At 44.7% G+C, this 24,246-nt stretch carries 23 protein-coding genes, 1 tRNA gene, 1 rRNA gene and 3 riboswitches; of the genes, 16 read left to right on the top strand and 9 right to left on the bottom strand.

The genetic code is table 11. The features are described 5' to 3' along the window. Positions 1 to 72: 72 nt before the first annotated feature. Positions 73 to 1,515: a DEAD/DEAH box helicase gene (locus AZ46_RS14650; protein ID WP_029283907.1), complete on the top strand. Its 1,443-nt coding sequence runs from the start codon at positions 73 to 75 to the stop codon at positions 1,513 to 1,515. 155 nt (positions 1,516 to 1,670) lie between these two features. On the opposite strand, the gene AZ46_RS14645 is transcribed toward AZ46_RS14650, so the two are convergent. Next, the gene (locus AZ46_RS14645) at positions 1,671 to 1,862 is read right to left on the bottom strand and encodes a hypothetical protein (RefSeq protein ID WP_029283906.1); all 192 of its coding nucleotides are present in this window, start codon (positions 1,860 to 1,862) and stop codon (positions 1,671 to 1,673) included. 135 nt (positions 1,863 to 1,997) lie between these two features. Here AZ46_RS14645 and AZ46_RS14640 point away from each other — a divergent pair, with 135 nt between their 5' ends. Both AZ46_RS14640 and AZ46_RS14635 read left to right on the top strand, forming a co-directional pair. Beyond that, positions 1,998 to 2,951 carry a TRM11 family SAM-dependent methyltransferase gene (locus AZ46_RS14640; RefSeq protein ID WP_029283905.1) on the top strand — a complete coding sequence of 318 codons (954 nt, stop codon included), beginning with the start codon at positions 1,998 to 2,000 and terminating at the stop codon, positions 2,949 to 2,951. Positions 2,952 to 3,007: 56 nt separating this feature from the next. Further along, on the top strand, positions 3,008 to 3,847 hold the full coding sequence (locus AZ46_RS14635; protein ID WP_029283904.1) for an MBL fold metallo-hydrolase: 840 nt from the start codon (positions 3,008 to 3,010) through the stop codon (positions 3,845 to 3,847). A 61-nt stretch (positions 3,848 to 3,908) separates the two neighbouring features. Here AZ46_RS14635 and AZ46_RS14630 read toward each other — a convergent pair whose 3' ends face one another. Continuing rightward, positions 3,909 to 4,226, bottom strand: coding sequence for a hypothetical protein (locus tag AZ46_RS14630; RefSeq protein WP_029283903.1), 318 nt, complete (start codon positions 4,224 to 4,226; stop codon positions 3,909 to 3,911). A gap of 283 nt (positions 4,227 to 4,509) precedes the next feature. Here AZ46_RS14630 and AZ46_RS14625 point away from each other — a divergent pair, with 283 nt between their 5' ends. The 4 genes from AZ46_RS14625 to AZ46_RS14610 all read left to right on the top strand — a co-directional run bounded on the left by AZ46_RS14625 (position 4,510) and on the right by AZ46_RS14610 (position 11,758). Continuing rightward, complete coding sequence (locus AZ46_RS14625; protein WP_029283902.1) at positions 4,510 to 6,906, top strand: immune inhibitor A domain-containing protein; 2,397 nt, start codon at positions 4,510 to 4,512, stop codon at positions 6,904 to 6,906. Between the two features lie 183 nt (positions 6,907 to 7,089). After that, entirely contained in the window at positions 7,090 to 8,451 is a 1,362-nt protein-coding gene (locus AZ46_RS14620) for a GDSL-type esterase/lipase family protein (protein WP_029283901.1), read from the top strand. A gap of 191 nt (positions 8,452 to 8,642) precedes the next feature. Further along, positions 8,643 to 9,725: a peptidyl-alpha-hydroxyglycine alpha-amidating lyase family protein gene (locus AZ46_RS14615; RefSeq protein WP_029283899.1), complete on the top strand. Its 1,083-nt coding sequence runs from the start codon at positions 8,643 to 8,645 to the stop codon at positions 9,723 to 9,725. 180 nt (positions 9,726 to 9,905) lie between these two features. Continuing rightward, a riboswitch (cyclic di-GMP riboswitch) is annotated at positions 9,906 to 9,987 on the top strand. A 67-nt stretch (positions 9,988 to 10,054) separates the two neighbouring features. Next, positions 10,055 to 11,758 carry a methyl-accepting chemotaxis protein gene (locus AZ46_RS14610; RefSeq protein ID WP_029283897.1) on the top strand — a complete coding sequence of 568 codons (1,704 nt, stop codon included), beginning with the start codon at positions 10,055 to 10,057 and terminating at the stop codon, positions 11,756 to 11,758. A 113-nt stretch (positions 11,759 to 11,871) separates the two neighbouring features. Here AZ46_RS14610 and AZ46_RS14605 read toward each other — a convergent pair. Next, a tRNA-Ala gene (locus AZ46_RS14605) sits at positions 11,872 to 11,944 on the bottom strand. A gap of 108 nt (positions 11,945 to 12,052) precedes the next feature. Further along, on the bottom strand, positions 12,053 to 12,553 hold the full coding sequence (locus AZ46_RS21020; RefSeq protein ID WP_029283895.1) for a hypothetical protein: 501 nt from the start codon (positions 12,551 to 12,553) through the stop codon (positions 12,053 to 12,055). Between the two features lie 175 nt (positions 12,554 to 12,728). On the opposite strand from AZ46_RS21020, the gene AZ46_RS14595 reads away from it, so the two are divergent. Next, positions 12,729 to 13,100 carry a hypothetical protein gene (locus AZ46_RS14595; protein ID WP_029283893.1) on the top strand — a complete coding sequence of 124 codons (372 nt, stop codon included), beginning with the start codon at positions 12,729 to 12,731 and terminating at the stop codon, positions 13,098 to 13,100. Between the two features lie 81 nt (positions 13,101 to 13,181). On the opposite strand, the gene AZ46_RS14590 is transcribed toward AZ46_RS14595, so the two are convergent. Both AZ46_RS14590 and AZ46_RS14585 read right to left on the bottom strand, forming a co-directional pair. Further along, positions 13,182 to 13,670 carry a DinB family protein gene (locus AZ46_RS14590; RefSeq protein WP_029283891.1) on the bottom strand — a complete coding sequence of 163 codons (489 nt, stop codon included), beginning with the start codon at positions 13,668 to 13,670 and terminating at the stop codon, positions 13,182 to 13,184. Positions 13,671 to 13,726: 56 nt separating this feature from the next. Then, positions 13,727 to 15,376: an AMP-binding protein gene (locus tag AZ46_RS14585; protein WP_029283889.1), complete on the bottom strand. Its 1,650-nt coding sequence runs from the start codon at positions 15,374 to 15,376 to the stop codon at positions 13,727 to 13,729. A gap of 136 nt (positions 15,377 to 15,512) precedes the next feature. On the opposite strand from AZ46_RS14585, the gene AZ46_RS14580 reads away from it, so the two are divergent. Next, complete coding sequence (locus AZ46_RS14580; protein ID WP_029283886.1) at positions 15,513 to 16,415, top strand: DMT family transporter; 903 nt, start codon at positions 15,513 to 15,515, stop codon at positions 16,413 to 16,415. Between the two features lie 44 nt (positions 16,416 to 16,459). On the opposite strand, the gene AZ46_RS14575 is transcribed toward AZ46_RS14580, so the two are convergent. Next, on the bottom strand, positions 16,460 to 17,524 hold the full coding sequence (locus tag AZ46_RS14575) for a peptidase MA family metallohydrolase (protein ID WP_029283884.1): 1,065 nt from the start codon (positions 17,522 to 17,524) through the stop codon (positions 16,460 to 16,462). A gap of 118 nt (positions 17,525 to 17,642) precedes the next feature. On the opposite strand from AZ46_RS14575, the gene AZ46_RS14570 reads away from it, so the two are divergent. Further along, on the top strand, positions 17,643 to 18,164 hold the full coding sequence (locus tag AZ46_RS14570; RefSeq protein ID WP_029283883.1) for a GNAT family N-acetyltransferase: 522 nt from the start codon (positions 17,643 to 17,645) through the stop codon (positions 18,162 to 18,164). Next, on the top strand, positions 18,164 to 19,060 hold the full coding sequence (locus AZ46_RS14565) for an NAD-dependent epimerase/dehydratase family protein (protein WP_081870204.1): 897 nt from the start codon (positions 18,164 to 18,166) through the stop codon (positions 19,058 to 19,060). Before AZ46_RS14570 ends, AZ46_RS14565 begins: the two co-directional genes overlap by 1 nt. Before the next feature lie 447 nt (positions 19,061 to 19,507). Here AZ46_RS14565 and AZ46_RS14560 read toward each other — a convergent pair whose 3' ends face one another. Both AZ46_RS14560 and thiT read right to left on the bottom strand, forming a co-directional pair. Further along, entirely contained in the window at positions 19,508 to 19,696 is a 189-nt protein-coding gene (locus AZ46_RS14560) for a hypothetical protein (protein ID WP_029283879.1), read from the bottom strand. Between the two features lie 92 nt (positions 19,697 to 19,788). After that, positions 19,789 to 20,361: an energy-coupled thiamine transporter ThiT gene (gene thiT, locus AZ46_RS14555; protein WP_029283877.1), complete on the bottom strand. Its 573-nt coding sequence runs from the start codon at positions 20,359 to 20,361 to the stop codon at positions 19,789 to 19,791. Positions 20,362 to 20,466: 105 nt separating this feature from the next. After that, positions 20,467 to 20,567, bottom strand: a riboswitch (TPP riboswitch). Between the two features lie 141 nt (positions 20,568 to 20,708). Beyond that, positions 20,709 to 20,820, top strand: a riboswitch (TPP riboswitch). Positions 20,821 to 20,913: 93 nt separating this feature from the next. On the opposite strand from thiT, the gene AZ46_RS14550 reads away from it, so the two are divergent. The 5 genes from AZ46_RS14550 to AZ46_RS14530 form a co-directional block, all read left to right on the top strand. After that, a complete protein-coding gene (locus tag AZ46_RS14550; RefSeq protein WP_029283875.1) occupies positions 20,914 to 21,207 on the top strand; it encodes a thiamine-binding protein in 294 nt (97 codons plus the stop codon). After that, positions 21,182 to 21,967, top strand: a complete 786-nt coding sequence (locus tag AZ46_RS14545) for an ABC transporter permease (protein WP_051865571.1) — start codon at positions 21,182 to 21,184, stop codon at positions 21,965 to 21,967. The genes AZ46_RS14550 and AZ46_RS14545 overlap by 26 nt, the downstream gene beginning before the upstream one ends. 14 nt (positions 21,968 to 21,981) lie before the next feature. Then, entirely contained in the window at positions 21,982 to 22,983 is a 1,002-nt protein-coding gene (locus AZ46_RS14540) for an ABC transporter substrate-binding protein (RefSeq protein ID WP_029283871.1), read from the top strand. 1 nt (position 22,984) lies between these two features. Continuing rightward, positions 22,985 to 23,743: an ABC transporter ATP-binding protein gene (locus AZ46_RS14535; RefSeq protein WP_029283869.1), complete on the top strand. Its 759-nt coding sequence runs from the start codon at positions 22,985 to 22,987 to the stop codon at positions 23,741 to 23,743. Between the two features lie 288 nt (positions 23,744 to 24,031). Further along, positions 24,032 to 24,246 (top strand): 16S ribosomal RNA (locus AZ46_RS14530); the annotation flags it as partial.

Here is a 24,246-nt window from a genome sequence, read left to right as displayed (position 1 = left end):
CTAATAAAGGGTATAATGAATATTTACCCGAAGCACACGTGATAAAACAAATGAAATTGAGGTTCAGGACAAATGAAAAACGGATTTTCAGATTACAAATTAAGCTCTAATCTGCTTAAAGCTTTAGATAAATTAAGCTATACCCAGCCGACTGAAGTACAGAAACAAGTGATCCCTGCTGCCCTGCAGCAAAAAGATCTGGTGGTTAAATCCCAGACAGGCAGCGGGAAAACAGCAGCGTTCGGCATTCCTCTGTGTGAGCTTGTTGAATGGGAGGAGAATAAGCCCCAGGCGCTGGTTTTGACTCCGACAAGGGAACTTGCGGCACAAATAAAAGAAGATCTCACAAATATTGGGAGATTCAAACGAATTAAAGCAGCGGCTATTTATGGGAAACAGCCATTTGAACGTCAAAAAACAGAATTGAAGCAGAAGACGCACATCGTTGCGGGAACACCCGGAAGAGTTCTTGATCACATTGAAAAAGGCACTTTTCCTCTCGAGAAATTGCGCTTTTTAATTATAGATGAAGCTGATGAGATGCTGAATATGGGGTTTATCGATCAAGTGGCGGCCATTATGGAAGAACTGCCGAAAGAGCGGATATCGATGCTCTTTTCAGCTACGCTTCCTGATGATGTTGAAAAGCTGTGCGACAAATATATGAACGATCCGGTCCAAATTGAAATAAAGGCATCAGGATTAACGACGTCTGACATTGACCATTCGCTGATCACTGTTTCAGAGGATGATAAGTTTTCACTTGCTAAAGCAGTAACGGTGATCGAAAATCCTGACAGCTGCATTCTTTTTTGCAGAACGCAGGAGAGAGTGGATTTACTCGAGAGGAAGCTCAGCCGTGCTGGCTATCCATGCGGAAAAATTCATGGCGGACTCGTTCAGGAAGATCGTTTTTCTGTCATGGATGATTTCAAAAAAGGAGCATTCCGCTACTTAATTGCAACAGATGTCGCGGCAAGGGGAATCGACGTTGACAACGTATCCCTTGTCATCAATTACGATCTTCCCCTTGAAAAAGAAAGCTATGTTCACAGAACAGGCAGGACCGGAAGAGCAGGGAAAAAAGGAAAGGCCATAACGTTTGCCGTGCCAAATGAAGAAAGAATGACAGCGGAGATTGAGGACTATATCGGATTCGCCATCCGCAGAACAGATGCTCCAACTCATGAAGAAACGGCAGCTGCCAAACCGGCTTTTGAAGAAAAACGAACGTCAAAGCCTGTAATGAAAAAAGATAAAAGTGCGCAGTTGAATAAAGGCATCATGAAACTTTATTTTAACGGCGGAAAGAAAAAGAAAATCAGAGCCGTTGATTTTGTCGGGACGATTTCAAACCTTCCCGGCATCACGGCGGATGACATTGGGATCATTTCCATACAGGAAAATGTTTCATACGTAGATATACTGAACGGAAAAGGGCCCTCCGTCTTAAAAGCCATGAAAACGACCACTGTTAAAGGGAAACTTCTGAAGGTACATGAAGCAAAAAAGTGAATGATTTTGGAGAATGGCATTAGAATCTGAGAAATAACCCTTCATGCGGATGTGTGAGAGCTGAAGGGTTATAAAGATCCGAGAAAGCTAATCCATTACAAAAAATCCGAACTATTTTCACAGTTCGGATTTTTTGGTTCTCTGCCCAGTCTCTTTCATTCTTCCTTTTCGCTGACAGTATCGTCCACGATTGCAAAAAGCTGCCGGTCGAAAAGGTCGTCGCTGCAGAGGAGATGTTCTTCAGCCTGATTCACGATGTCTGTCAGTTCTCCTTGATCGCCTTTTGCATTAATGATTTCAACGATTTGATTTAATCCTTCGGACGTTTGAGCGTGTTTATCTCTCATTGAACGATCACTCTCCTTTTATCCGTAGGATTCTCCTGGAAAGTCATTTTTACGCGCCGGAAGAATTGCTTTTCTTTTAGAATACAGCTATGGTTTTATAGATGCATATTTTTAACGCTAAAGGATGGGAAATGATTGCAGAATCAAAGCCGGAAACCGGCCTATATTTATACGTTTGCAAGCACACAAGAAGAGCTTGAACTATGCAAGCTGGAAATGCGGTCTTTTTTTGGCGTTCAGCCGGAAGGACACTGCCTGAAAAGCAGCACCTGCATTGATCCAAGCAGAAGCCCTTTTATGAAAGAGCGCATAGAGATTTTATATGAAGGAAATGAAGTAGAAGATATCGTTCAGCAGGTTGGCGAGATTGATATTGGGCCGGATACGTTTAAGATTATTTTTCTTAAAATCAATGACCTCGATGACTCAGAACAAATCAGTTATGACGAACGGCGGAAGATTGAACGCAGAGTAGGCTGGCCGTTTAAAGCAGAAGCAGATGTCCGGAATCCTGATCAGGTTTTTGGGATTACAGTACACGAAGGACGCTGGTATTTTGGAAACTATACTAAAGCCGAACCTGTATATCTGCACCATGTGAAAAAGCCCAGGGAATATTCAACCGCTCTCAGTACAAGGGTTGCCAGAGCAGCGGCTAACATTGCGGTCCCGCATCCGGCAGGAGTAAAGGCAATCGATCCATGCTGTGGAATAGGGACAGTGCTCGTTGAAGCTCTTTCAATGGGAATTAATATTGCCGGCCGTGACATCAACCCTCTTGTCGTGGATGGCTCCAGAGAAAATATTGCCCATTTCGGCTATGAGTGTGATGTGAAAGTATCTCCGATTGCAGAGGTAAATGGAAAGTATGACGCGGCCATCATCGATATGCCTTACAATCTTTATACACATGCTACCCCTGAAGAGCAGCTTGATATCATCAGGCACGCAAGACGCATTGCAGATCGCGCAGTCATTGTCACGAGTGAAACGATGGATCACATGATTATCGAAGCAGGCTTTGCCATCATCGACAGATGCACTGTCCGAAAACAAATGTTCTCAAGACAGGTTCTTGTCTGTGAATAGATTGTCAGGGTCGTGAGGATACTATCTTCTTGAATGAAAATCAGGAGGTATCAGCGATGGACGATAACATGGAGAGCCCTTTTGAGCATAAGTTCATCCCGGTAACATCTGTCATGAGCGGACTTGAAATGGATGTGCTTCCCGGGATTTACTGCTATACAAACCAGGTGGTAAACGTAGTATTTATGAGAAGCGGGGACGACTGGTATGTCATTGATGCAGGGATGCCCCACTCTGCAGACGCCATTAAAAAAGCGTTTGAAGCACATGGCGGAATTGATGCTGCTCCAAAAGCGATTCTGCTGACACACGGGCATTTTGACCATGTAGGTGGAATTGTGGAACTTGTTGAACAATGGCAGGTGCCGGTGTATGCTCATGAACTGGAAATTCCTTTTTTAACAGGCCAGAAAGATTATCCAGAACCGGACCCAAGTGCAGAAGGCGGAATGGTCGCGAAACTGTCAAAAATGTTTCCGAACGAATCCATCAATCTTAAGGACCGGATCAAGCCGTTTGAACCAGACGGGATGATTCCTGGGCTGTCAGATTGGAAATGGGTTCATACTCCCGGCCACACACCAGGACATGTCTCATTTTTCAGGGAATCCGACCGAACGCTGATCGCAGGGGATGCGTTTGTAACCGTGAGGCAGGACTCCCTCTACAAAGTGTTTACACAAAAACAGGAAATCTCAGGTCCGCCAAGATACTTCACCACAGATTGGCAGGCGGCATGGGAATCTGTCAAAACACTGGAATCCTTAAAGCCTTCCACAGCAATAACGGGGCATGGTGTGCCGGTATCTGGAGAAGAACTGCGTGAAGGTCTTGCCCTTTTGAGCAGGGACTTTGAAAAGCTGGCCATTCCAGGTCATGGAAAGTATCTTCATTAAAGCCGGGAAACCGGCTTTTTTTCGTAAATAAAAAGCAGAAATCCGCCTCAGGGATATCTGCTTAATTTTCGTCCGTCTCACTTACCTTTTCAATCTTCTCTACAAACATCTGATAGACTCTTCGCTTTTCATCCAATTCTTTTATGTACAGTTTCAGTTCATTGAACTTTTCTTCAAATGGCTTCTGGTAAGTGGTTTTGATCGTGCTGATGATCTCGTCATTGATCGTGGATTGAATCACTTGTTTCGTAATGCCGAACTTATAGGAATACAGCTGAAGCTCGCTTTTTACTTTCTCGTACTCAGCATCAATTTCATTTTTTTGCTGCAGCATGTCTTCTTTCCATTTTTGCAGAGAATCTTTTACGTAGGACTCCATCGTTTCCCTCCAAGCATCGTCTATTTCAATACACTATTGAAGGAAAAGGCGGATTTTCTGGGGGTGGCAGATGGATTATGCTTCCTTTTTCCCTCATGCCTTAAGGTTATAGTAGGTCCATTGTTTCAGTTCTTTTTCCAATCGGATGATCTATTATACTAGTAAAATATTTCCGATTATAGGATAATAGGCCAATTCCAAGTTTTTCATAGTATGGTATCTTTATACGTGTAGAAAAAACAGAAAATTCTACATGTTCTTACAAATTGGGAGGGGACCGCACTTGAATAACTGGAGCAAGAAACTTGGAACGTCGATTCTGGCTGCAAGCTTGACGGCAGGCCTGTTTGCACCGGCAGCTTTCGCCAAGCAGCCCGTGCAGGAAAACACACAAACGGCTTTGTCTGCGCCGATTGATATGAATATTATTAATGAAGAGCGTCTGGCTGACGCTTTGAAGAAACAGGGAATCATCCCGAAAAAGGCAAGCGACAAAGAGACTGCCGCAGCTGTGAAAAACTATATTGAAAAAAAGCAAGGTGAAAAGCCTGCTGCTGATTTGCATACAGAAGAAGACGGTCATTCACATGGAGAATATGATCTGGATGAAAAATCAAAAGACTTCTTAACCAAACAAAAAAAGCAGCTGACAAAGCAGCTTGCTAAAGGGCATGAAAAGCTGAAAAAAGGCAAAAAAGACGGTTTTGTTAATGTGAAACCTGCAAAACAAGCAGGTTATAACGGTGCAGTCAGAGAAGATAAAGTCTTGATTTTGCTTGTTGAATTTGAAGATTTTAAACACAACAATATCATTAAAGAAGAAGGCTACATGTATTCAAATGATTTCAGCAAGGAGCATTATGAAAACATGCTGTTTGGGGACAAGCCGTTTCAGCTTCTGGACGGAAAGAAAGTTCCTACCTTTAAGCAATTCTATGAAGAGCAATCCGGCGGCAGCTACACAGTAGACGGTACGGTTTCTGAGTGGCTGACGGTTCCGGGAAAAGCTGCTGACTACGGAGATGATAATCCGGCAGGGGGACACGATAACCTTGCCCCGCTTGGACCTCGTGATCTTGTAAAAGAATCTCTAAAAGCTGCAGCCTCATCAGGCATGAATCTCGCAGACTATGATGAATTTGATTTGTATGACCTTGACGGTGACGGCAATCAAAATGAGCCGGACGGTCTTGTCGACCACTTGATGATTGTCCATGCGGGAACAGGACAGGAAGCAGGCGGCGGAAAGCTTGAGAGCAACGCAATCTGGTCACACCGCTGGACATTAGACGGTGTATTCCCTGTACCTGGCACCGAGGCTGATGTGGATTACTGGGGCGGAAATATGGCTGCATTTGATTACACAATCCAGCCTGAAGACGGGGCAGTCGGCGTTTTTGCCCATGAATTCGGACACGATTTAGGCCTTCCAGATGAGTATGATACGCAGTATTCAGGCCAGGGTGAACCGGTTGCTTCATGGTCTATCATGAGCGGAGGGAGCTGGAACGGAGAGATTGCCGGAACAGAACCGACAAGTTTTTCTCCCCAGAATAAAGAATTCTTCCAGACGATGATGGGCGGAAACTGGGCCAACATTCACGAAATCAATTACAAGGACGTAACGGCTGAAGGAACGGCATCATTCATCGACCAAAGTGTAACGAAGTCAAACAATCCTGGTATTGTGAAAGTAAACCTTCCTGAAAAAGAAGTGAAAAGTACAATTCAGCCGCAGTTTGGCGAAAAGTACTATCACAGTACGAAAGGTGATAACGTACACACTGTAATGGAAACACCCCAATTTGATCTTTCAGGCAAAACAAGTGCAGCATTCACTTTCAAAGCAAATTATGAAATTGAATACGGCTGTGCATGTGATGCTTTAACTGTAAAAGCAGAAACAGCTGACGGAAGCAAAGTTCTTGAAATCCTCGGCGGAGATGTAACAGACGGAGATGCTACTAAAGGAACAACTGCCGGCAAATGGATCAACAAGTCATACGACTTGAGCGAATTCGCAGGCAAAAAAGTGAAGCTTGTCTTTGATTACTCGACAGACGGAGGACTTGCGCCTGAAGGTTTTGCACTCGACAACGCGGTCTTAACGGCTGACGGCGAACAGCTTTTCAGCGATGACGCAGAAGGTGCAGCGAAGTTTACATTAAACGGTTTCCACGCATTTGACGGGACGTATCTTGCTAAACATCACTACTATCTTGAGTGGAGAAACTATGCAGGTTCTGATAAAGCTCTTGCGTTCTCACGCGGACCAAAATACAACACAGGCATGGTCGTGTGGTATGCAGATGACAGCTTCACAGACAACTGGGTCGGCGAACATCCAGGTGAAGGGTTCCTTGGAGTGGTAGATTCTCATCCGCTTCCTCTGTACGGCCAGCTTGACGGCAAACTGACAACTACTCAATCAACACGCTACCAGATTGCAGATGCAGCATTCTCGTATGACAAGTCACCTTCATGGTATGTAGACAGCCCGACACGCGGCGAATACAGCTACAACGGACTAAAGGGAGTAACATTCTTTGATGATTCAAGATCCTACATCAATGATGTCATTCCGGATGCAGGGCGCAAAGTTCCAAACTACGGCCTGAAATTCCAGGTAGTAGGAGAAGCGAAAGACAACTCCGCCGGTGCGGTTTGGATTCGCAAATAAAACATTGAAGGGCAGCGTTCTTTGGGCGCTGCTTTTCTGTATGTATAAATCCTTTATTTATAGGAAAAAAAGAATGGAAGAAATGGCATGAAGTATGCGCAATTAGTATTGAATATTCTGAAATCTAACTCTATAATGAAAGAGGCTTTGCAAAAAATGTGAATATGGGGGGATAAAGAAAGAATGAAAAAAGGATCATTGCTTTTTGTTTTCATCTTGTTGCTGAGCAGTTTTGCAGCATCTATCGGCTTTGCGCAGGAAAGCGGGAAGGACAAGCTATTTGTCGCAGCTTTAGGAGATTCAATCACCTTTGGCTACAACCTTCAGGAAGATAAAACAAAGCCTTCAAGCCAGGCATTTCCTTACTTGATTAACGAAGGCAATGCAGAAGTCGCCAATATCAGCTTTCCGGGCTGGACATCATTACAGCTTCTTGGAGCACTCTCTAACCAGGAAACCTTACTCGCTCTGCAGCAGGCAGATGTCATCACATTGAATATTGGAAGCAACGATTACCTTCAGGCAATAGGCCTGCAGGAATTGATCGAAAACCAAACTCCTATCGAATTCACACCAGAACTTCAGCAGAAGATTGCTGCAGCATCTGCACAGCTATCTCAGAACCTTCAAAACATCCTGCAAACAATCAGACAGAACAATCAAACCGCACCTGTCGTTTTTTACAACATGTACAATCCCTTTGGAGCAAGTGAAGATCCCTTTTTACTTTCGCTGCATCAAGCAGGGGAGCAAATTACTCTAACTGTTAATCAGCAAGTATTAAATCCGATCGCAGCAGCATCAGGGTCATTGCTTGTGGATACATACAGCGCTTTTTCCGGTAATCAAGCTGCCTATATCATTCCGGGTGACATCCACCCTAATGCAGCAGGACATCAGGTTCTTGGAGCACTTGCTGATCAAGCCCTGGCATCATTGGTTCCTGCAGCTCCAACTGTAGAAATAGTTTTCTCGACAACAGAAAAAACAGAGGGTCCTGTCAAGGTAACAGTAACGGCAGACCAGGACGTACTAGAGATGAAGTGGCTTCCAGGCGAGCAGACAGCTGATAAATTTTCAGCAGCAGGAAATGTAATTAACGGAAACACATTCGATGTACCTGAAAACGGCACTTATACAGTGTATGTTAAAACGCAGGAGCAGCTTGAAGCTGTCAAAACGTTTAAGATCGAAAACATCCTTTCTAAAGAAGAAGAGGAGCCGCCGGCAGAAGAAGAACCGCCAGTGGAAGAGCCTCCGGCTGAGGAACCTCCGGCACAAGAAGAACCGCCAAAAGAAGAAGAGCCGGCTGAGGAGCAACCTGTGACAGAACAACCTCAGGAAGAAACACCTGTTAACGAAACGGAAAAAGATGAAAAAACTCCGGTAACAGAAGAAAGCGCGACTCCGGTTGTTACTGTTAAGAAAAATGAACTGCCTGATACAGCTACCGCCACTTACAATTATACAGCTGCTGGAGCAGTCATGATTATGATTGGAGCAGGAACGATGCTGTTTAGCAGGAGAAGAGCTCGGGTAAATTGACTCCTATACCTGTTTGAATAGCAGAATACCTCTTGTGAAAGCCCTTCTCTTTGTGAGGAGGGCTTTATTGTTCTGCAACTCAGGTCTTAGAACGGTTCAATCCCGCGTCCGTTTCAGGAAGCTGTATCCCGCGATATCATAGGCTGTGCAAAGAGATAAGCACTACTATTTTATATGGAGGAATATTTCAAATGAATAAAAAGAACTCGTTCTTTTTGGCGGCACTCAGCATCACAGGATTAATCGTATGGTTCAGCCAGGGAGGATCAGACGTTATTTTTAAAGAAAAGCCGGTTGAAATACCGGAAACAAAAACTTACTCAGCTGAAGTTCTCTGGCCGAAAACGCCTGAAGAGAAAAGCGCAGCTGGTGAAGCAAGCGGTGTGGCGGTTAACTCTGAAGGAGATATTTACTATTTTCACAGAGCAAGCGGAGAGTACAGCGGAAAAGATGTTATTAAAGAACCAACGATTGTCGTTTTGGACGGAAAAACAAAAAAAGTTAAGAGAACTTTGGGAGAAGGCATGTTCAAATCTCCGCATGGTCTTGAAATCGACAGCGAGGATAACATCTGGGTGACAGACGTTTCTTTAAATAAGGTTTTTAAATTGAGTCCGGAAGGTAAGCTTATGCAATCATTCGGAAATGAGTACCGGACGGGTATGGAATGGAGTCTCCGCATTCGAAATCTGCTTCCAAACTTTCCTGTTTTCATGGACGAATACACATTTGCGCGCCCTACAGATGTAACGGTCATGGATGACGGCTCATTCGCTGTTTCGGACGGCTACAGAAACCGGAGAATAGCTAAATTTGATAAAGAAGGAAAACTGGAATGGCAGATTAATCAGCATGGAGACGAGCCGGGAGAATTCAACTTGCCGCACGGAATCAGCAGCGACAGCGAAGGCAGAATCTATGTCGCAGACCGAAGCAATGCACGCATACAGGTATTTGATAAAAATGGACAGTATCTTGACCGCTGGGACATGCCGGAGATCGGCAGGCCGTTTGGTGTAGAAGCTGCGAGTGACGGAAACATTTACGTTGTTGACGGCGGCGATTCCCTGAACGGCGCAGAAGGAAATTTTACAAGCCAGGTCATTGTTTTAGACAAAGAAGGAACGATACTGGAGCGATTCGGCACTTGGGGCAGCAAAGAAGGCCAGATGAAAATTCCGCATGATATTGCTGTTGATGAGAGCGGGAATTTGTATGTAGCTGAGCTTGGCAATAAAAGATTACAAGAGTTTTCAAGAAAGTCGTTTAACTAGAAACATCGGATTATCTCTTCTAACTGAGGACGGCACTTTATAGCCGTCCTCCCCTTTTGCTTTCAATTTTTTGAACTCTCAGGTTCAAAACTGCCTTAACTAATTTCAGAATTTTTTATGCTTTCACGCGCTGTCCGCTAAATAGAGGATTTTTCCGTCCGATAATATAGGTAGAAAGTAATAAGTGGAATGCAGAGATTGATCGTTTATAATTGGGCGCTTTAACGATCGGGAGCAAGTAGCGCAACCGGCCAGCACAGACGGGACTGATGGACTGAAATAGCAAAAGCATTGAGTAAGGGTAAGCATGAAGGTAAAAGGGGGAAAATATGAAGAGTATAAAATGGAAAATCTTAATGAGCTATGCGATTGTTTTACTTTTATTGGTCATCATTGCCGTGTTCAGTTATATGACGATAAACCGGATCTCTGATGATGTAGAGGAGATCACCGCAAATGATTTGGCGTTTCTGGAATCTTCAAATTCGATGACATTCAGCGTGGCGTACAGGGCAAAAATTGCGCGTGATTATATTTTATTTGACAGGGAAGAGTTCAAAAAGCAATTTTTAGAAGAAACGGAAAAAGCGATCGAAACCGAAAAAGTATTGCAAGAGGCTATCCAAAACGGAAAGATTTCAAAAGAAGTGGAATCTGCTCTCTCGGAAGCGGATGAAAAGACGATCAAATGGAGGACGCTAGTTACTGAAGAAATTATCCCTCTATATGACAGCGGAGAACGAGAGAAAGCCCTGCAGCTGATGGAGGAGAAATGTCTCCCGTACAGTCAGGAAGCGATTGATGCTTGGGCAGAAGTTGTAAAAATACAAAATAAGATTACAAGTGATCAGACATCTGAAACGATTGAGTCTTCAAACCAATCTAAAATAATCATTGTTATTGCTTCTGTGATCGCTTTTGCAGCAGCTCTCATTATTGGTCTTTTAAATGCCAATGGAATTTCAAAGGCTGCTGCCCTCATCGTGGACAGACTCGAAACCATCTCTAAAGGAGACCTCAAAGGCGATCTTATTCAGACGCAGTCCCAGGATGAAATCGGCCGCCTCATTGTGGCTTCAAATACAATGTCGGTCAATTTAAAGGCGTTTATGCAGAGAGTCTCAGACACATCAGGACAGGTAGCGGCAGCCTCTCAGCAGCTCGACGCATCAGCAGAGCATTCTTCTGCGTCTGCCCTGCAAGTAACGGCAACAATTCAGGGAATTGCCGAAGATGCCAATACCTCTTCTGAAAGTGCCAATGAATCTGTGCGGTCGATGGAGGAAATGGCGAAAGGAGTTTACCAGATTGCCGAATCATCCGAAGATGTTTCCAGAGAGTCGCAGACCGCAGCGAAACAGGCTTCTGACGGTAATATTCTTGTAGACAAAGCCGTTGAGCAAATGGGGGCCATCCAGACATCAGTTGCAACGACATCACACCTTTTATCTAATTTAGGAAACCGTTCAAAAGAAATCGGGAAAATAGCCGAGATGATTACAGGGATTGCAGAGCAGACAAACCTGTTATCTTTGAACGCTGCAATTGAAGCTGCTCGTGCAGGAGAACACGGACGGGGATTTGCCATTGTTGCTGATGAAGTAAGGAAGCTTGCCGAGCAGTCGAAAGAATCAGCAGATCAAATAGATGAATTAATCGGCCACATTCAAAACGATGCCAGTACAGCGATCTCATCAATGGCACAAGGTGAAGGCGAAGTGAAAAAAGGGACGGATGCGATGAATGAGGCCGGACATGCATTTAAAAATATCATCGCTTCCATTCACCTGGTCTCAGAAAAAATCGAAGAAGTTTCAAGATCCGCAAAGAAAATGGCGGGTGACTCAAAGCACGTAAACGGAAGAATCCATTCGCTTGCAAACGCAGCAACAGATACATCCTTAAATTCGCAAAACGCTGCAGTGTCCTCAAAAGAACAATTGACAGCCATGCAGGAAGTTTCTGCTTCTGCCGCCTCACTGAGTCATATTGCGGGAGAGCTTCAGGAAGAATTGAAGAAGTTTAAGTTTTAATAGAAGAGCTGAAACGAATAGAAAAGACAGGGAGCGCATGATGTGCTTCCTGTCTTTTGGCTTTTAAAGAGTGCAAAAAAAAGAAACCCTTGCTGCACAAGGGTTTCCGGATATGGAGCATAACGGGATCGAACCGATGACCTCTACGCTGCCAGCGTAGCGCTCTCCCAGCTGAGCTAATGCCCCGTATAAAATTAGTGCCAGTTGTTCCTGGCGATATACTAAATTATACTCCGTGATTCACTATGTTGCAATAGAAAAAACAGTCAAAACGAAAAAAGTTTTGACTGTTTTTTATTTGCTTTCGGTGACTCCGAAAATTTGCTCATGGACATATCCGTTTACAGCAATATCTAAATCATGAAAATAACGATGAAGAGTCAGGACGGTCTCAGTGTTTCCTGCGATGACACTGTCGGCATGCATGATGATGGCTTCAAGATCGTTTTTTAAAGCAGGATCTTCCGTCAGCGGAATGAAATGGCCGGCATAGGCCTTTGCTGCTTCAGCCCGGGCAATTTGGTCAGGCATGTTCAGATCATTGATTCTTTCCCAGCCGGTTGTTTGATTGTAGAACTCATGAAATTTTTTGATGAATTCACCTGCATCAGCGTATTCCGGATTTTCTGTGTCCCCATAATCCTGCACTTGCTGAGGGCGCCAGTTGGTTTCAGCGGCGGTAGAATTTTCTTCAGCACTGGTGTTTTTCAAGTAAACCATTGTCCAGACGCCGATGACCCCGGCCGCAAGCATCACCATGACAGCTGCAGCTGCAATTTTAAGTCCTTTTTTCACAGTTCCAAGCTCCTTTTATGTAAGTACTACCTATTAAATAATACCATTAATGGTTGTGATTGGGGCTGTTATGAGTGAAAAGAATGAAAATTTACATAGTCTTATTAAACTATTTTGTTCTCTATTGAGAACTTATCGTGTAAACTACTAGTGTCAGGAAAACTTTGTAAAGGAAGTGAATACCCTGAAAAGATGGAAACATGCTGTTATCGCTTTTATTATGATTTCTGTCCTTTTTGCTCCGACTTACGCTTCAGCGACAGGCTACAATTACTCACAGCCGCAGCAAAACTCGTTTGATTCGTTGCTGGATTCGGTTTTCTCTTATTTCTTCGGGGATAAGACGAAGAACTATGACTATGGAAACAGTCAGCAGAATCAGTACCAGCCGAATACCGTCAAATATGACGGCAAGTATTATTATTGCTGGACCAAGTTCTGGTGGGGATGGGGCTGGAAAAAGTATACGAAGAAAGAATGGGAAGACTGTTTCCCGCAAATTCCTAAAGAGTCATGGGAAATCTGGAAGAAGTGGTACTGCTGGTGAGGCTCCTGAATACATAATCAGGAACAAAAAAAGCGCAGACAATGTCTGCGCTTTTAGTGCGTTTCTGTAGAAGTCTCTCTTTTAGGAAACTGCACTCCGCACTTCGAGCAGCTGAAGCAGGTGTCTTTTCTCATGATAGCCGATGAATTCGATCCATTGCTTGAGAGAAAGGTCTCCGAGATGCGGATGCTTCATCGCCTTTTCTTCCAGTTCCTGTTCAGGAGCTGTTTCTGCAAAGTTGATGAGTTCACGCCGCGAGCGGTCAAGCTTTGAGAATAGTTCTTCTTTTGAAAATGGGCCTTCTGCCGGCTTCAGGTTTTCAGGTGCCGGCACTTTGCGTGAGCGGTCAATGACCAGTTGGAGCGGTTTTTCAGAGGCCTCTTTTTTTTCGCCGTTCATCAATACGTGCTTGAGGCCGCCTGTGATGACGGTTTCCATCAGATACAGATGGTCGAGAATCTGTCCAGGACTCCAGACATCCTGTGAGGGTTTCATGTTCAGCTGTTCATCTGTCATTTGTTCTGTTTCTCTGATCAGTTCTTCTCTTACGTTCAATGTATAGTCGAGCATGGTGATCTCTCCCTTCTGCCGTTATTCTATCAAACTTGCCTGCAGGAAATCTCTTTTCAGCTTTTCTCAGACAGTTCCCTTGCCAATGCGTTTTTCACTTGCTCCCTGAGTTTGTATTTTTGGATTTTTCCTGAAGCGGTCATTGGATAGTCTTTGACAAAGGTGTAGTATTCAGGGATTTTATAATGGGACAGCTGTCCTCTGCAGAAGGCTTTTACGTCATCAGCAGTAAGTGCTGCGCCTTCTTTTAAAACGATGCAGGCTGCCACTCTTTCTCCGTATTTTTCATCCGGAACACCAATCACCTGAACGTCCATAATGTCTTCGTGACGGTAAAGGAACTCTTCAATTTCACGAGGATAGACATTCTCGCCCCCGCGGATAATCATATCCTTGAGGCGTCCGGTGATGACAATATAGCCGTGCTCATCCATTGTTGCCAGGTCGCCGGTATGAAGCCAGCCTTGTTTATCAATAGCTTCCTCAGTAGCCTCCGGCATTTTGTAATACCCTTTCATGACAAGATACCCTCTTGTGCAAAGCTCGCCCTGCACGCCTCTTGGCACTTCTTCTCCTGTAACGGGATCGATAATTTTTACTTCCACATGCGGATGTGCCTTGCCGACCGTTTCCACTTTGCGTTCGATGGAATCTGTTACTGTCGTCTGCGTAATAACAGGAGAGGCTTCTGTTTGTCCGTAGGCGATTGTGATTTCCGACATACCCATGTCGTTCATCACTTTTTTCATCACCTCAATCGGACAGGTGGAGCCAGCCATAATGCCTGTTCTTAACGTGGAGAGATCGTATTTTTTGAAATTTGGAGAGTTCAGCACCGCGATAAACATCGTTGGCACGCCATGCAGCCCGGTGCATTTTTCTTTCTCAACCGTCTGAAGAACAAGGTCAGGGTCGAATTCCACAATCGGAACCATTGCCGCCCCGACCGAAACGCAGGCAAGCACGCCGAGAACGCAGCCGAAGCAGTGGAAAAACGGGACAGGAATACACAGGCGGTCTTCATGAGTCAAATTCATCGCACTTGCCACCAAAAACCCGTTGTTGACGATATTATGATGCGTCAGCATAACACCTTTCGGAAAACCGGTTGTACCTGACGTATACTGCATATTTATAACGCCTTCAGGTGTGAGCAGGCTCTCACGTTCTGCAAGTTCTTCATCGGTCACTTTCATGCCGCGGAGGAGAAGGTCGTTCCAGCTGAGCATTCCCTCCGGTGCTTCATTCTGTCCTATGTAAATGAGATTCTTCAAGTAAGGGAGTGCAGGCTGTGAGCTGTTTTCTGAAGAGGTTTCAGTCGTGATGGAGCGGACCAGATCAACGTAAGATGTTCCTTTATAGCCGTCAATCAGAAAGAGAGCGGCAGAGTCTGACTGCTGCAGCAAATACTTGAGTTCACTGCTTTGATAGCTGGTGTTGACAGTGACAAGCACGGCCCCAATGCGGGCAGATGCAAACTGAAGGAGCAGCCATTCAGGAACATTCGTAGCCCATATGGCAATGTTTTCGCCTTTTTTTACGCCGAGTCCGATTAACGCTTTTGCGAGTTTAGTTGTCTCGCGATAGAACTCATCATAGGTATAGCGGATGTTTTCCTTTGAATAGACGACTGCATCTCTATTTCCGTATGCAGAAACAGTGTCTTTCAATAATTGGCCGATGGTTTTGTTTTTAAGTGATTGCATAGGACCTCCCGGAACATTAAAATGGTTACGCTTTCATTATAACTATTTTTTGAAAGTTTTGAAAATAATATTCTGCAAATTGCCGGGTCCATCATGCAGTATAATGGAAATGAGTGAATGGTGAAGGAGAAAAAACATGAATAAAACCACTTTGTATCCATATATCGCACTTGCTGTGGGGGTTGCGGCTGTTTCAACATCCGCTATCTTTGTAAAACTGACATCTGCTCCTGCGCCGGTTATTGCCTTTTACAGGCTCTTTTTTTCCACGCTGCTTGTTCTGCCTCTTTTTCTGGCAAAATGTCTGCCGCAGCTAAAGACGATGTCACGGAAAGACTGGAGCTATTCCGCTCTGGCCGGGGTGCTGCTTGCCTTTCATTTTATCCTCTGGTTTGAATCCCTTAACTACACGTCTGTGGCAAGTTCGGTTGTTCTCGTGACGCTTCAGCCGCTGTTTGCTTTTATCGGAACGTATTTCTTTTTTAAAGAAAGAGTTTCAATCAGGGGAGTAATCAGTGCCCTGCTGGCGATTGCCGGCAGTGCTGTTATCAGCTGGGGAGATTTCAGAATCAGCGGTCTTGCTCTGTTCGGAGACTTTCTTGCTCTGGCAGCCTGTGCGATGGTCACGGCGTACCTTCTTTTTGGCCAGGGAGTGAGGAAAAGGCACTCTCTGACGCTTTATACGTTCATCGTCTATGCCGTCAGCTCCGTGACACTTCTAATCTACTGTCTGGCTCTGAAGTATCCGCTCGGCGGCTATCCGCAACAGGACTGGATATATTTTCTTCTGCTTGCGTTAGTCCCGACCCTGCTTGGGCATTCGCTGTTTAACTGGTCGCTGAAGTGGATTTCGACAAATGTCATCTCGGTCGCCATTCTGTTTGAACCGGTGGGCTCGATTATCCTGGCCTATTTCTTTTTGGCTGAGACGGTTCTCCTTACGCAGGTGATTGGTGGCGGAATCATTGTTGCCGGTGTGCTTCTTTTTATGACTGAGAAAAAAACAGGAGCGGAAATTCCTGAACAACAAGCCGTGTAAAACGGAAAAGAGCACCCGGGCTGTTCCCTGGTGCTCTTTCCATTTTATTGCTCTTTTAATTTTCTTTCTAACTCTTCATACGTATATCCGGTTTTATTTTTAAGGGCTTCTTCAAAGCTTCCGGCCGCTTTTGTTTCCTTCAGCAGCTGGAGGATGATCTCTTCTCCAAATTCATCGGCAAGCATCTTTACCGCATAATAGCTTTGAGTATAAATGTCAGCTTCCGTGCTTTTTTCAAGGGCATTTGCCCAGTCTCCCGGATTGATGAGATCGTAGAAAGGAACGGTAGTCTGCAGGGGGATGAGTACCTCTTTCCCGTTATACCCCGCATATTCAGCCAGTCCTTCATTAAACCAGATCGGGATTTTGTAAGGCTCAATGCTGAGCTTCTCCAGTGTCTTTTCTAAATAATAATGAGAATACTCGTGGTAAAACGTTTCAATCACAACAGGAGATGAGGCATTGTATTCATCGGGAATGACAACAGCCATCGTTTTTTTGATGTGGTCGTAGAAACCCATATAATCCAGATAATCAAGCTCGTGCAGAGAGTCAGGCGATTCGTCTAAAAGAATAAGGTCTATTGGCTGATCCTCAATCTCGCCGAGCAGGCGAGTGCTTATTTCTCTTGCCTGTTTATATTCATTTTCTACTAGCTCAAGATCCTTTTTCTTCAGTGACGGGTAAAAGACAGTTAAATGTGAGATTGTTTTTGTCAGTGCTTTGTCTTTGTATTCTTGGTAAGGATCAACCGGCAGGAAGGCATTGACCTGGAATTCGAATTTTTCGCGCGGACTGATGCTCTGGTAATTTACATGAGTGGTCATAATGTTCATCAGCACAACGAAAAACAGCGTAATGATCAGGCTGATGCTTGTTACCGAAAGGGCGATTGTTCCTGACAGCCCTCTGAAAAAAAGAAGATTCCTTTCTTTGCTGTGAATCATTTCGTAGACGGAATAGATAAAGAGGCCAAGGAGCAGCAGGCATATAATGGTCCCGGAAATCACAGATGCCGGGATATTTAAAAAAAGAAACAAAACGTAAAAGACAGCGGTGAAGTACACGATATAAAGAATGGACAGGACGGCATGAAGTACGATTTTCACTGTAGGCCTCCAATTGATTTGGTCTAGTAAACTTATTCTCTGCAAAAAAAGAAACTCCTTTTGAAACAGGGTTTTTATTGAATGTTGTCGAATTTTCATCAGCAAGGAGTGTTGAAAAATGAAGATACTGATAAGAAAAGCTGCCAGAAAAGATGCAAAGCAAATTGCGATTGTGCACGTCGACAGCTGGCGGACAACGTATAAGGGAATCGTAGCAGATTCATTTTTAAATAGTCTGACTTACGAGAGCAAAGAGAAAATCTGGCGGAATCTGAATCCGGATACTGTGTTCGTTGCAGAAGATGAAGAGGGCAAAATTGTCGGGTTTGCGGGATTTGGTCCGTCCAGATCTCAGGAATTCGGCTATGATGGCGAATTATACGCCATCTATCTTCTGAAAGAAGCACAAGGTGCAGGTGTTGGAAAGAGACTGGTTCGTGCGGCAGCAGAGGAGCTGATGAACCTGAACTATCAAACGATGATGCTGTGGGTGATGAATGCCAACCCGTCAAAGGGATTCTATGAGCGCTACAGCCCTGAAAAAGTGGGAGAGGATACATACGCGATTGAAGGTACCGATTATCCGGAGACGGCATACGGCTGGAATCTCAAGGATTTGTCAGCGAGGCTGAATACATAATGAAAGAGGGAAATACATTGAAAACCGCGTTAATACTAGGTGGGACACAGTTTTTTGGGAAGAGGCTTGTTCATAAACTGCTCGAGGAGGGAGTGGTTGTGACGGTCGCAACAAGAGGCAGAACCCGGGATGATTTTGGAGACAGGGTCGAGCGCCTTGTCATTGACCGGGAAAAGAAAGAATCAATGACCCGGGCTTTTGAAGGAAGGCAATGGGACGCTGTCTATGATCAGTCCTGTTTCTCCCCGCTCGAAGCCAAAACCGCTTATGAGGCTCTCGAAGATAAAGTAGGGCATTACATCTTTACATCAACAATGGCAGTCTATGAATTCGGCAAAGGACGAAGGGAACCGGATTTTAACCCGCTCTCGTTCGAACCGACGTTTAAAGACCGCAAGGAATACGGGGGAATGACCGGTTATCAGGAGGCAAAGCGCGGTGCCGAAGCTTATCTGTTCCAGAATGCAAAAGTGCCTGTTGCAGCTGTCAGGCCTGCTCTGGTTATCGGAACCGATGATTACACCGAGCGCTTTTTATTTCATGTAGACAAAGTGAAAAGGGAAGAGCCAATTGGCGCGAAAAATGACAATGTTTCTTTCAGCTTCACTTCATCTGAAGATGCTGCAGGTTTTCTTTTTCTTATAGGAAAAGAAAAGCTGACAGGAGCGTATAATATAGCGTTTGAAGACAATCTTTCCCTGAGGGAACTGATCGGCAAGATTGAGAGTGCTGCAGACAAAGCCGCAGTCATTACAGGGGAAGTGACAAAAGAAAACGCGTCCCCGTACGGTCTTCCGGGTGACTGGACGCTGGATGTGACAAAAGCACAAATGACAGGATATACATTTGGGAACATGAACGAGTATGTTGAGAGTTTAATAGAAGAGCTGCTGTAAACTCTTGCGGGAGTTTCTGTGAAAACAGAGACTCTTAATAAGCCTCTGTAGCTCTAGAAGGGAAGAGCGCCGGAAAACAGTAGAACCGGGTCGCAAGGCAAAGGTTTCAGAAGCACCGAAAAGCAACTATGCTGAGGCAGGTGAAATTCCTGCCGGTGAAAATCCGTAGGGAAGCGTGTTCCCCTTAGCCTATGCTTACGAAAGGAGTGCGGGTTCGAATCCCGCCAGAGGCATCAAAAAGACCCGGCAGACATATGCCGGGTTCTGCTTTTTGTTAAAGGAATTATAAAAAATAAAAGGCTGTTGATAACATAACAAAGTTATCAACGGCAAGCTCCAGCGCCTAGATCCTCTGTCAGAACAAATCCGTCAAAAAAGTCAAAACCGGACTTTTCCGCCGGATTCTTATCTGCCTATCGGAGCGGGCCTTGGCGCTTGCGCTTTTGTTCAGATTTGCTGGTTAAAAACTGCTGCAAAATAGGCAAAAACAAATCCGAGCGGAAATGAAAAAACAACCGACCATCCTCTGACAGGGCCATCTTCGCCGCTGATCCGCAGAGCTTCAAAGTAGCCATACAGAAAATGAAAGATGGATAGAAAAAAGGCAAACAGCATGAGTGAGTATGTGAGATTCATTTCATGGCCTCCAATAGGAAATCTATTACTACTAATACATGCTGAAAAAGAAGAGATTATGATAAAAAGCACCGGATTTCCGGTGCTTTTCTCTATTTTCTATTTATGATCAGCGCTTTGGATGTCAGCAGCATCAGCACAAGAATGATCGTACAGATGATAAATGTCGGAATCATGTAGGATGCGTTGTACCCTGCTGAATAGAGGAGCACCGGCTGATCTCCTGCAAACTCAGCGAAAAAGACAGCGCCTGCGAGTGTGTGGGCTGCAAATCTCAGGAAGCTTCCAAGGAAAGCGGCAAGTGTGACATAAAGAATCAGGCGCCCTTTGTTTAAAGAATGGAGAGAGTTCTGAATTTGCTTATAAAAAATACCTCCGGCACCAACCGCTGTAAAGGCGACAAAGTAATCCAGAAAACCCTGTACAGGATGAACAATGGTCGTATAGCCCATGACCGTCTGCAGCAGGCCGAGGAGAAAGCCTGTCAGCAGTCCGCCTTTTAGACCGTGGCGAAATCCCATGATCAGTACGGGCACCATTGCAAGTGAAATCGATCCTCCCTGCGGCATTTTGCCGATAAAGCTTGTCGCTAAATCTAAAAGAAAGGCGATTGCAGCAAGAATCGCTGCTTCCAATAAAAAAACCAGGCGCTTATTTGTTTGCATGATTTTACCCCTTTTCGGCATTCGACCGGGGCCTTTTCTCCATAGAAAAAAGCAATGCGGGGAATGTCGGATGGTTTCCACGCACTGCTTTGGTTGGGTTATCACTTGAATCCATCGCCACATCCCTACGTAAGCTTTAACTTAACAGGTTCAACGGGTCAGAACATAACGTTCACTCTCAGCCGGCGGCTCCCCAAGTGGTCAAATGCGATATATGATTTAGACACTACTATACAGGAAACTGCAAAATTCGACAAGCCTAAATTCTATTTTTTTTCAGAAAATAGCGGAAAGTATTTTTCCTTTCTTTACAAGTCTTGTAAAACTTGCTATAGTTTCCATGAATCTTATAGAAGCAGGGGAGCTGAGTGAACTCGGCTGAGAGGATACTGATTCTTGTATCGACCCTTTAACCTGATCTGGGTAATGCCAGCGGAGGGATACAGGAAAAGAGTCTATTTTCCATGAACTTTGCGAATGCTTAAGGCTGCCCTAACCGGCAGCCTTTTTTTGCATTTTCTAAGAGATTCACAGAAAGAAAGGGAGGAATTCATGATGTCCAGTGTAAACCTTGCGTTTCAAGTACTGCCGAAATCAGCACACGGAAATACATACGAGATTGTCGACAAAGCCATTGAAGTTGTGCAGCAGTCAGGTGTCAAATATGAAGTCGGCGCGATGGAGACCGTTATGGAGGGGGAACTCAATCATCTGCTTGAAATTGTAAAGCAGGCACAGGATGCCTGTATCGGGGCAGGTGCAAGTGAAGTGATGACGCACATCAAAATTCACTACCGCCCTGCCGAAGGAGTAACGATGGATGAAAAACTCCAAAAATATCGCTGAATCTATATCAGGAATAGCGCTGCCTGCAGCCGTTCTTGCCGTTTTTCTTCTGCTCTGGGAGATGGCAGTCTTGCTTTTTCGAATTGAGAAGTGGATCCTGCCAAAACCGACAGACATTTTCATCACCCTGTTTGAAATGAGAGGAACGCTCGGAGTGCACGTTCTGCAGACGCTTACTGAAGCTGTTCTCGGCCTCCTGATAGCAGCAGCTGCAGGAGTGGCCATTGCCATTTTAATTGACCTTTCCCTCTGGATCAGAAAAGCGGTTGAACCGCTCCTTGTCCTTTCACAGACCGTTCCAATTATTGCACTGGCACCTCTGCTGATTATCTGGTTTGGATTCGGGATCTTGCCGAAGGTCATCGTAACAGCACTTGTCTGCTTTTTTCCGATAGCCATTAATCTTGCAGACGGATTCAGTCAGGCTGACAGGGATATGATCAAACTGATGAAGACCATGGGAGCGAATAAACGTCAGCTCTTCTTGAAGGTGAAGATTCCTGCTTCCATGCCGTATTTTTTCTCAGGGCTCAAGATAGCCGGAACATACAGTGTAATGGGAGCGGTTATCGGAGAGTGGCTGGGAGCGAGTCAAGGCCTTGGAATTATCCTTACTAGATCCTCTCAATCTTTTTTAACAGAAAAGGTATTTGCCATCATTATCGTCATTGTTGCTTTAAGTCTGGTTATTTTTGCAGTCATTGAATTGCTGGCAAGAGCGGCGATGCCCTGGAAGTACAAAGCGAATAAACACTACTGACATGGAGGAATACGATGAAAAAACTGCGGAGAATGCTCGTCATATTATTCAGCACATCCATCCTTTTAACAGGATGCGCTCCTGCTGAGAATGCCTCAAGTGAAGAAGCAAAAAAAGTGAAGGTCATGCTGGACTGGTTTCCGAATACAAATCATACAGGCATTTATGCGGCGATTGAAAAAGGGTTCTATAAAGAAGCGGGTCTTGAAGTTGAGATAGTAGAACCTGGCGAGGGAGTCAGCGCAGATCAAATTGTTGCATCGGGCGAGGTCGATTTTGCGGTCAGCCACCAGGAAAACATCACACATGCGCGGTCAGCAGGTGTGCCGATCGTTTCTATTGCGGCCATTATTCAGGAAAATACTTCTGCTTTCGCTTCATTAAAGGAAGAAGAGATTGTCTCGCCTGAAGATTTTGAAGGGAAACGGTACGGCGGATGGGGATCGCCTACTGAAGAGGCTGTGATTCGTGCGGTTATGAACCAGGATGACGCAGATTTTGGCAAAGTCGATTATGTCACACTTGGTGCAACTGATTTCTTTAAATCAATCGGCCGGGATACGGATTTCCAATGGATCTTTGAGGGCTGGGACGGGATAGAAGCTAAAAGAAAGGGGATAGAACTGAATTACATCTATCTTAAAGACCTTGATCCAGCATTGAACTACTATACACCTGTACTCGCTGCAAGCGAGACAAAGATAAAGAAAGAAAAGGATACGGTACAGGCTTTTGTACAGGCAACCGCAAAAGGTTACGAGTTTGCCATCGATAAGCCGATTGAAGCGGCAGATATTCTGATTAAGCATGTGCCTGAAATAAATAAAGATCTTGCAAAGGAAAGTCAAAAGTGGCTCAGCAAGCAGTATCAGGGTGATGCAAAGCAATGGGGGATTCAAAAAGAAGAAGTTTGGGAACGGTACGCTGACTGGATGTATCAACAAAAGCTGATTGAAGAAAACATAGATCCGGCAGAGGCTTATACAAATGAATTCCTTCCGGAGGCTGAAAAGTAGCATGCTGACACTAAAAGGAGTCAGCAAGACTTACTCGAAAGATCAGCCAGTCCTGCTTCCATCTGATCTTATAGTAGAAAAAGGGGAATTTGTCAGCATCATTGGTCCGAGCGGGTGCGGCAAAAGCACTCTTCTTGATATCATTGCAGGGGTAAATAAGCCAAGCGGCGGAATTGTTCATTACAAGGGGAAAGACATAACGAATCAAACAGGCCACGCCGGGTATATGCCTCAAAGCGATGTGCTTTTTCCGTGGAGAACAATTCTTGATAATGTCATACTTCCGCTGGAGCTGCAGGGGACAGGGAAAGAAAAAGCGCGTTCCGAAGCTCTATCTTTCTTTTCTCAGTTTGGGCTTGAGGGATTTGAACAACACTATCCTTCCATGCTTTCTGGCGGGATGAGGCAGAGAGCGAACTTCCTCCGGGCTTATTTGAGCGGCAAAGAACTTCTATTATTGGACGAGCCTTTTGGAAAGCTTGATGCCATGACAAGACACAAGCTTCAGAAATGGTTTATCAGAATTTGCGAGGTATCCGGGAAAACGGTCCTGTTTATTACTCATGATATGGATGAGGCGATTTTTCTTTCTGACAGGATTGCCGTGTTTTCCCCGAGACCTGGCAGGATCATTGAACATATAGACATTCCTTTCGGCCGGCCGCGAACGGACCAACTCTTCGCTTCAGCTGAATTTGTATCAATTAAACAAAAACTCCTGGATTTGCTGCATTCAAAAAATCATCTGGAAACGCGCTGATTTCTGCGCGTTTTCATTTATAACATTTTTTTTTGCAAAAAGATAAAAATGCTATTGCAATGGGGAAATCAGCGTGGTATATTATTATTCGTTGCCGCGAAAAACGCGTGAGAGCAACGGTGCCTGAGAAAAAGAAAAGTGAAAAAAACGCTTGACTTTGAAAAGGTGAAATGTTATTCTAATAAAGCTTCGCAGGAAGCGAAAATGATCTTTGAAAACTAAACAAAACCAAAAGCGTACCAAACGTTTTAAATTTTTAAGTCAGCAACATTTATGAGTCACAAATTTTCTTCGGAGAGTTTGATCCTGGCTCAGGACGAACGCTGGCGGCGTGCCTAATACATGCAAGTCGAGCGGACCGCATCTGCGGTCAGCGGCGGACGGGTGAGTAACACGTGGGCAACCTGCCTGTAAGACTGGGATAACTCCGGGAAACCGGAGCTAATACCGGATACTATGTCAAACCGCATGGTTTGACATTCAAAGACGGTTTCGGCTGTCAC

It is taken from the genome of Metabacillus indicus LMG 22858 (assembly GCF_000708755.2).
In the GTDB taxonomy this organism is placed as follows: Bacteria; Bacillota; Bacilli; order Bacillales; family Bacillaceae; genus Bacillus_P; species Bacillus_P indicus.
The sequence above is the reverse complement of the archived record's forward strand: the minus strand, read 5'-3'. Positions and strand labels throughout refer to the sequence as shown.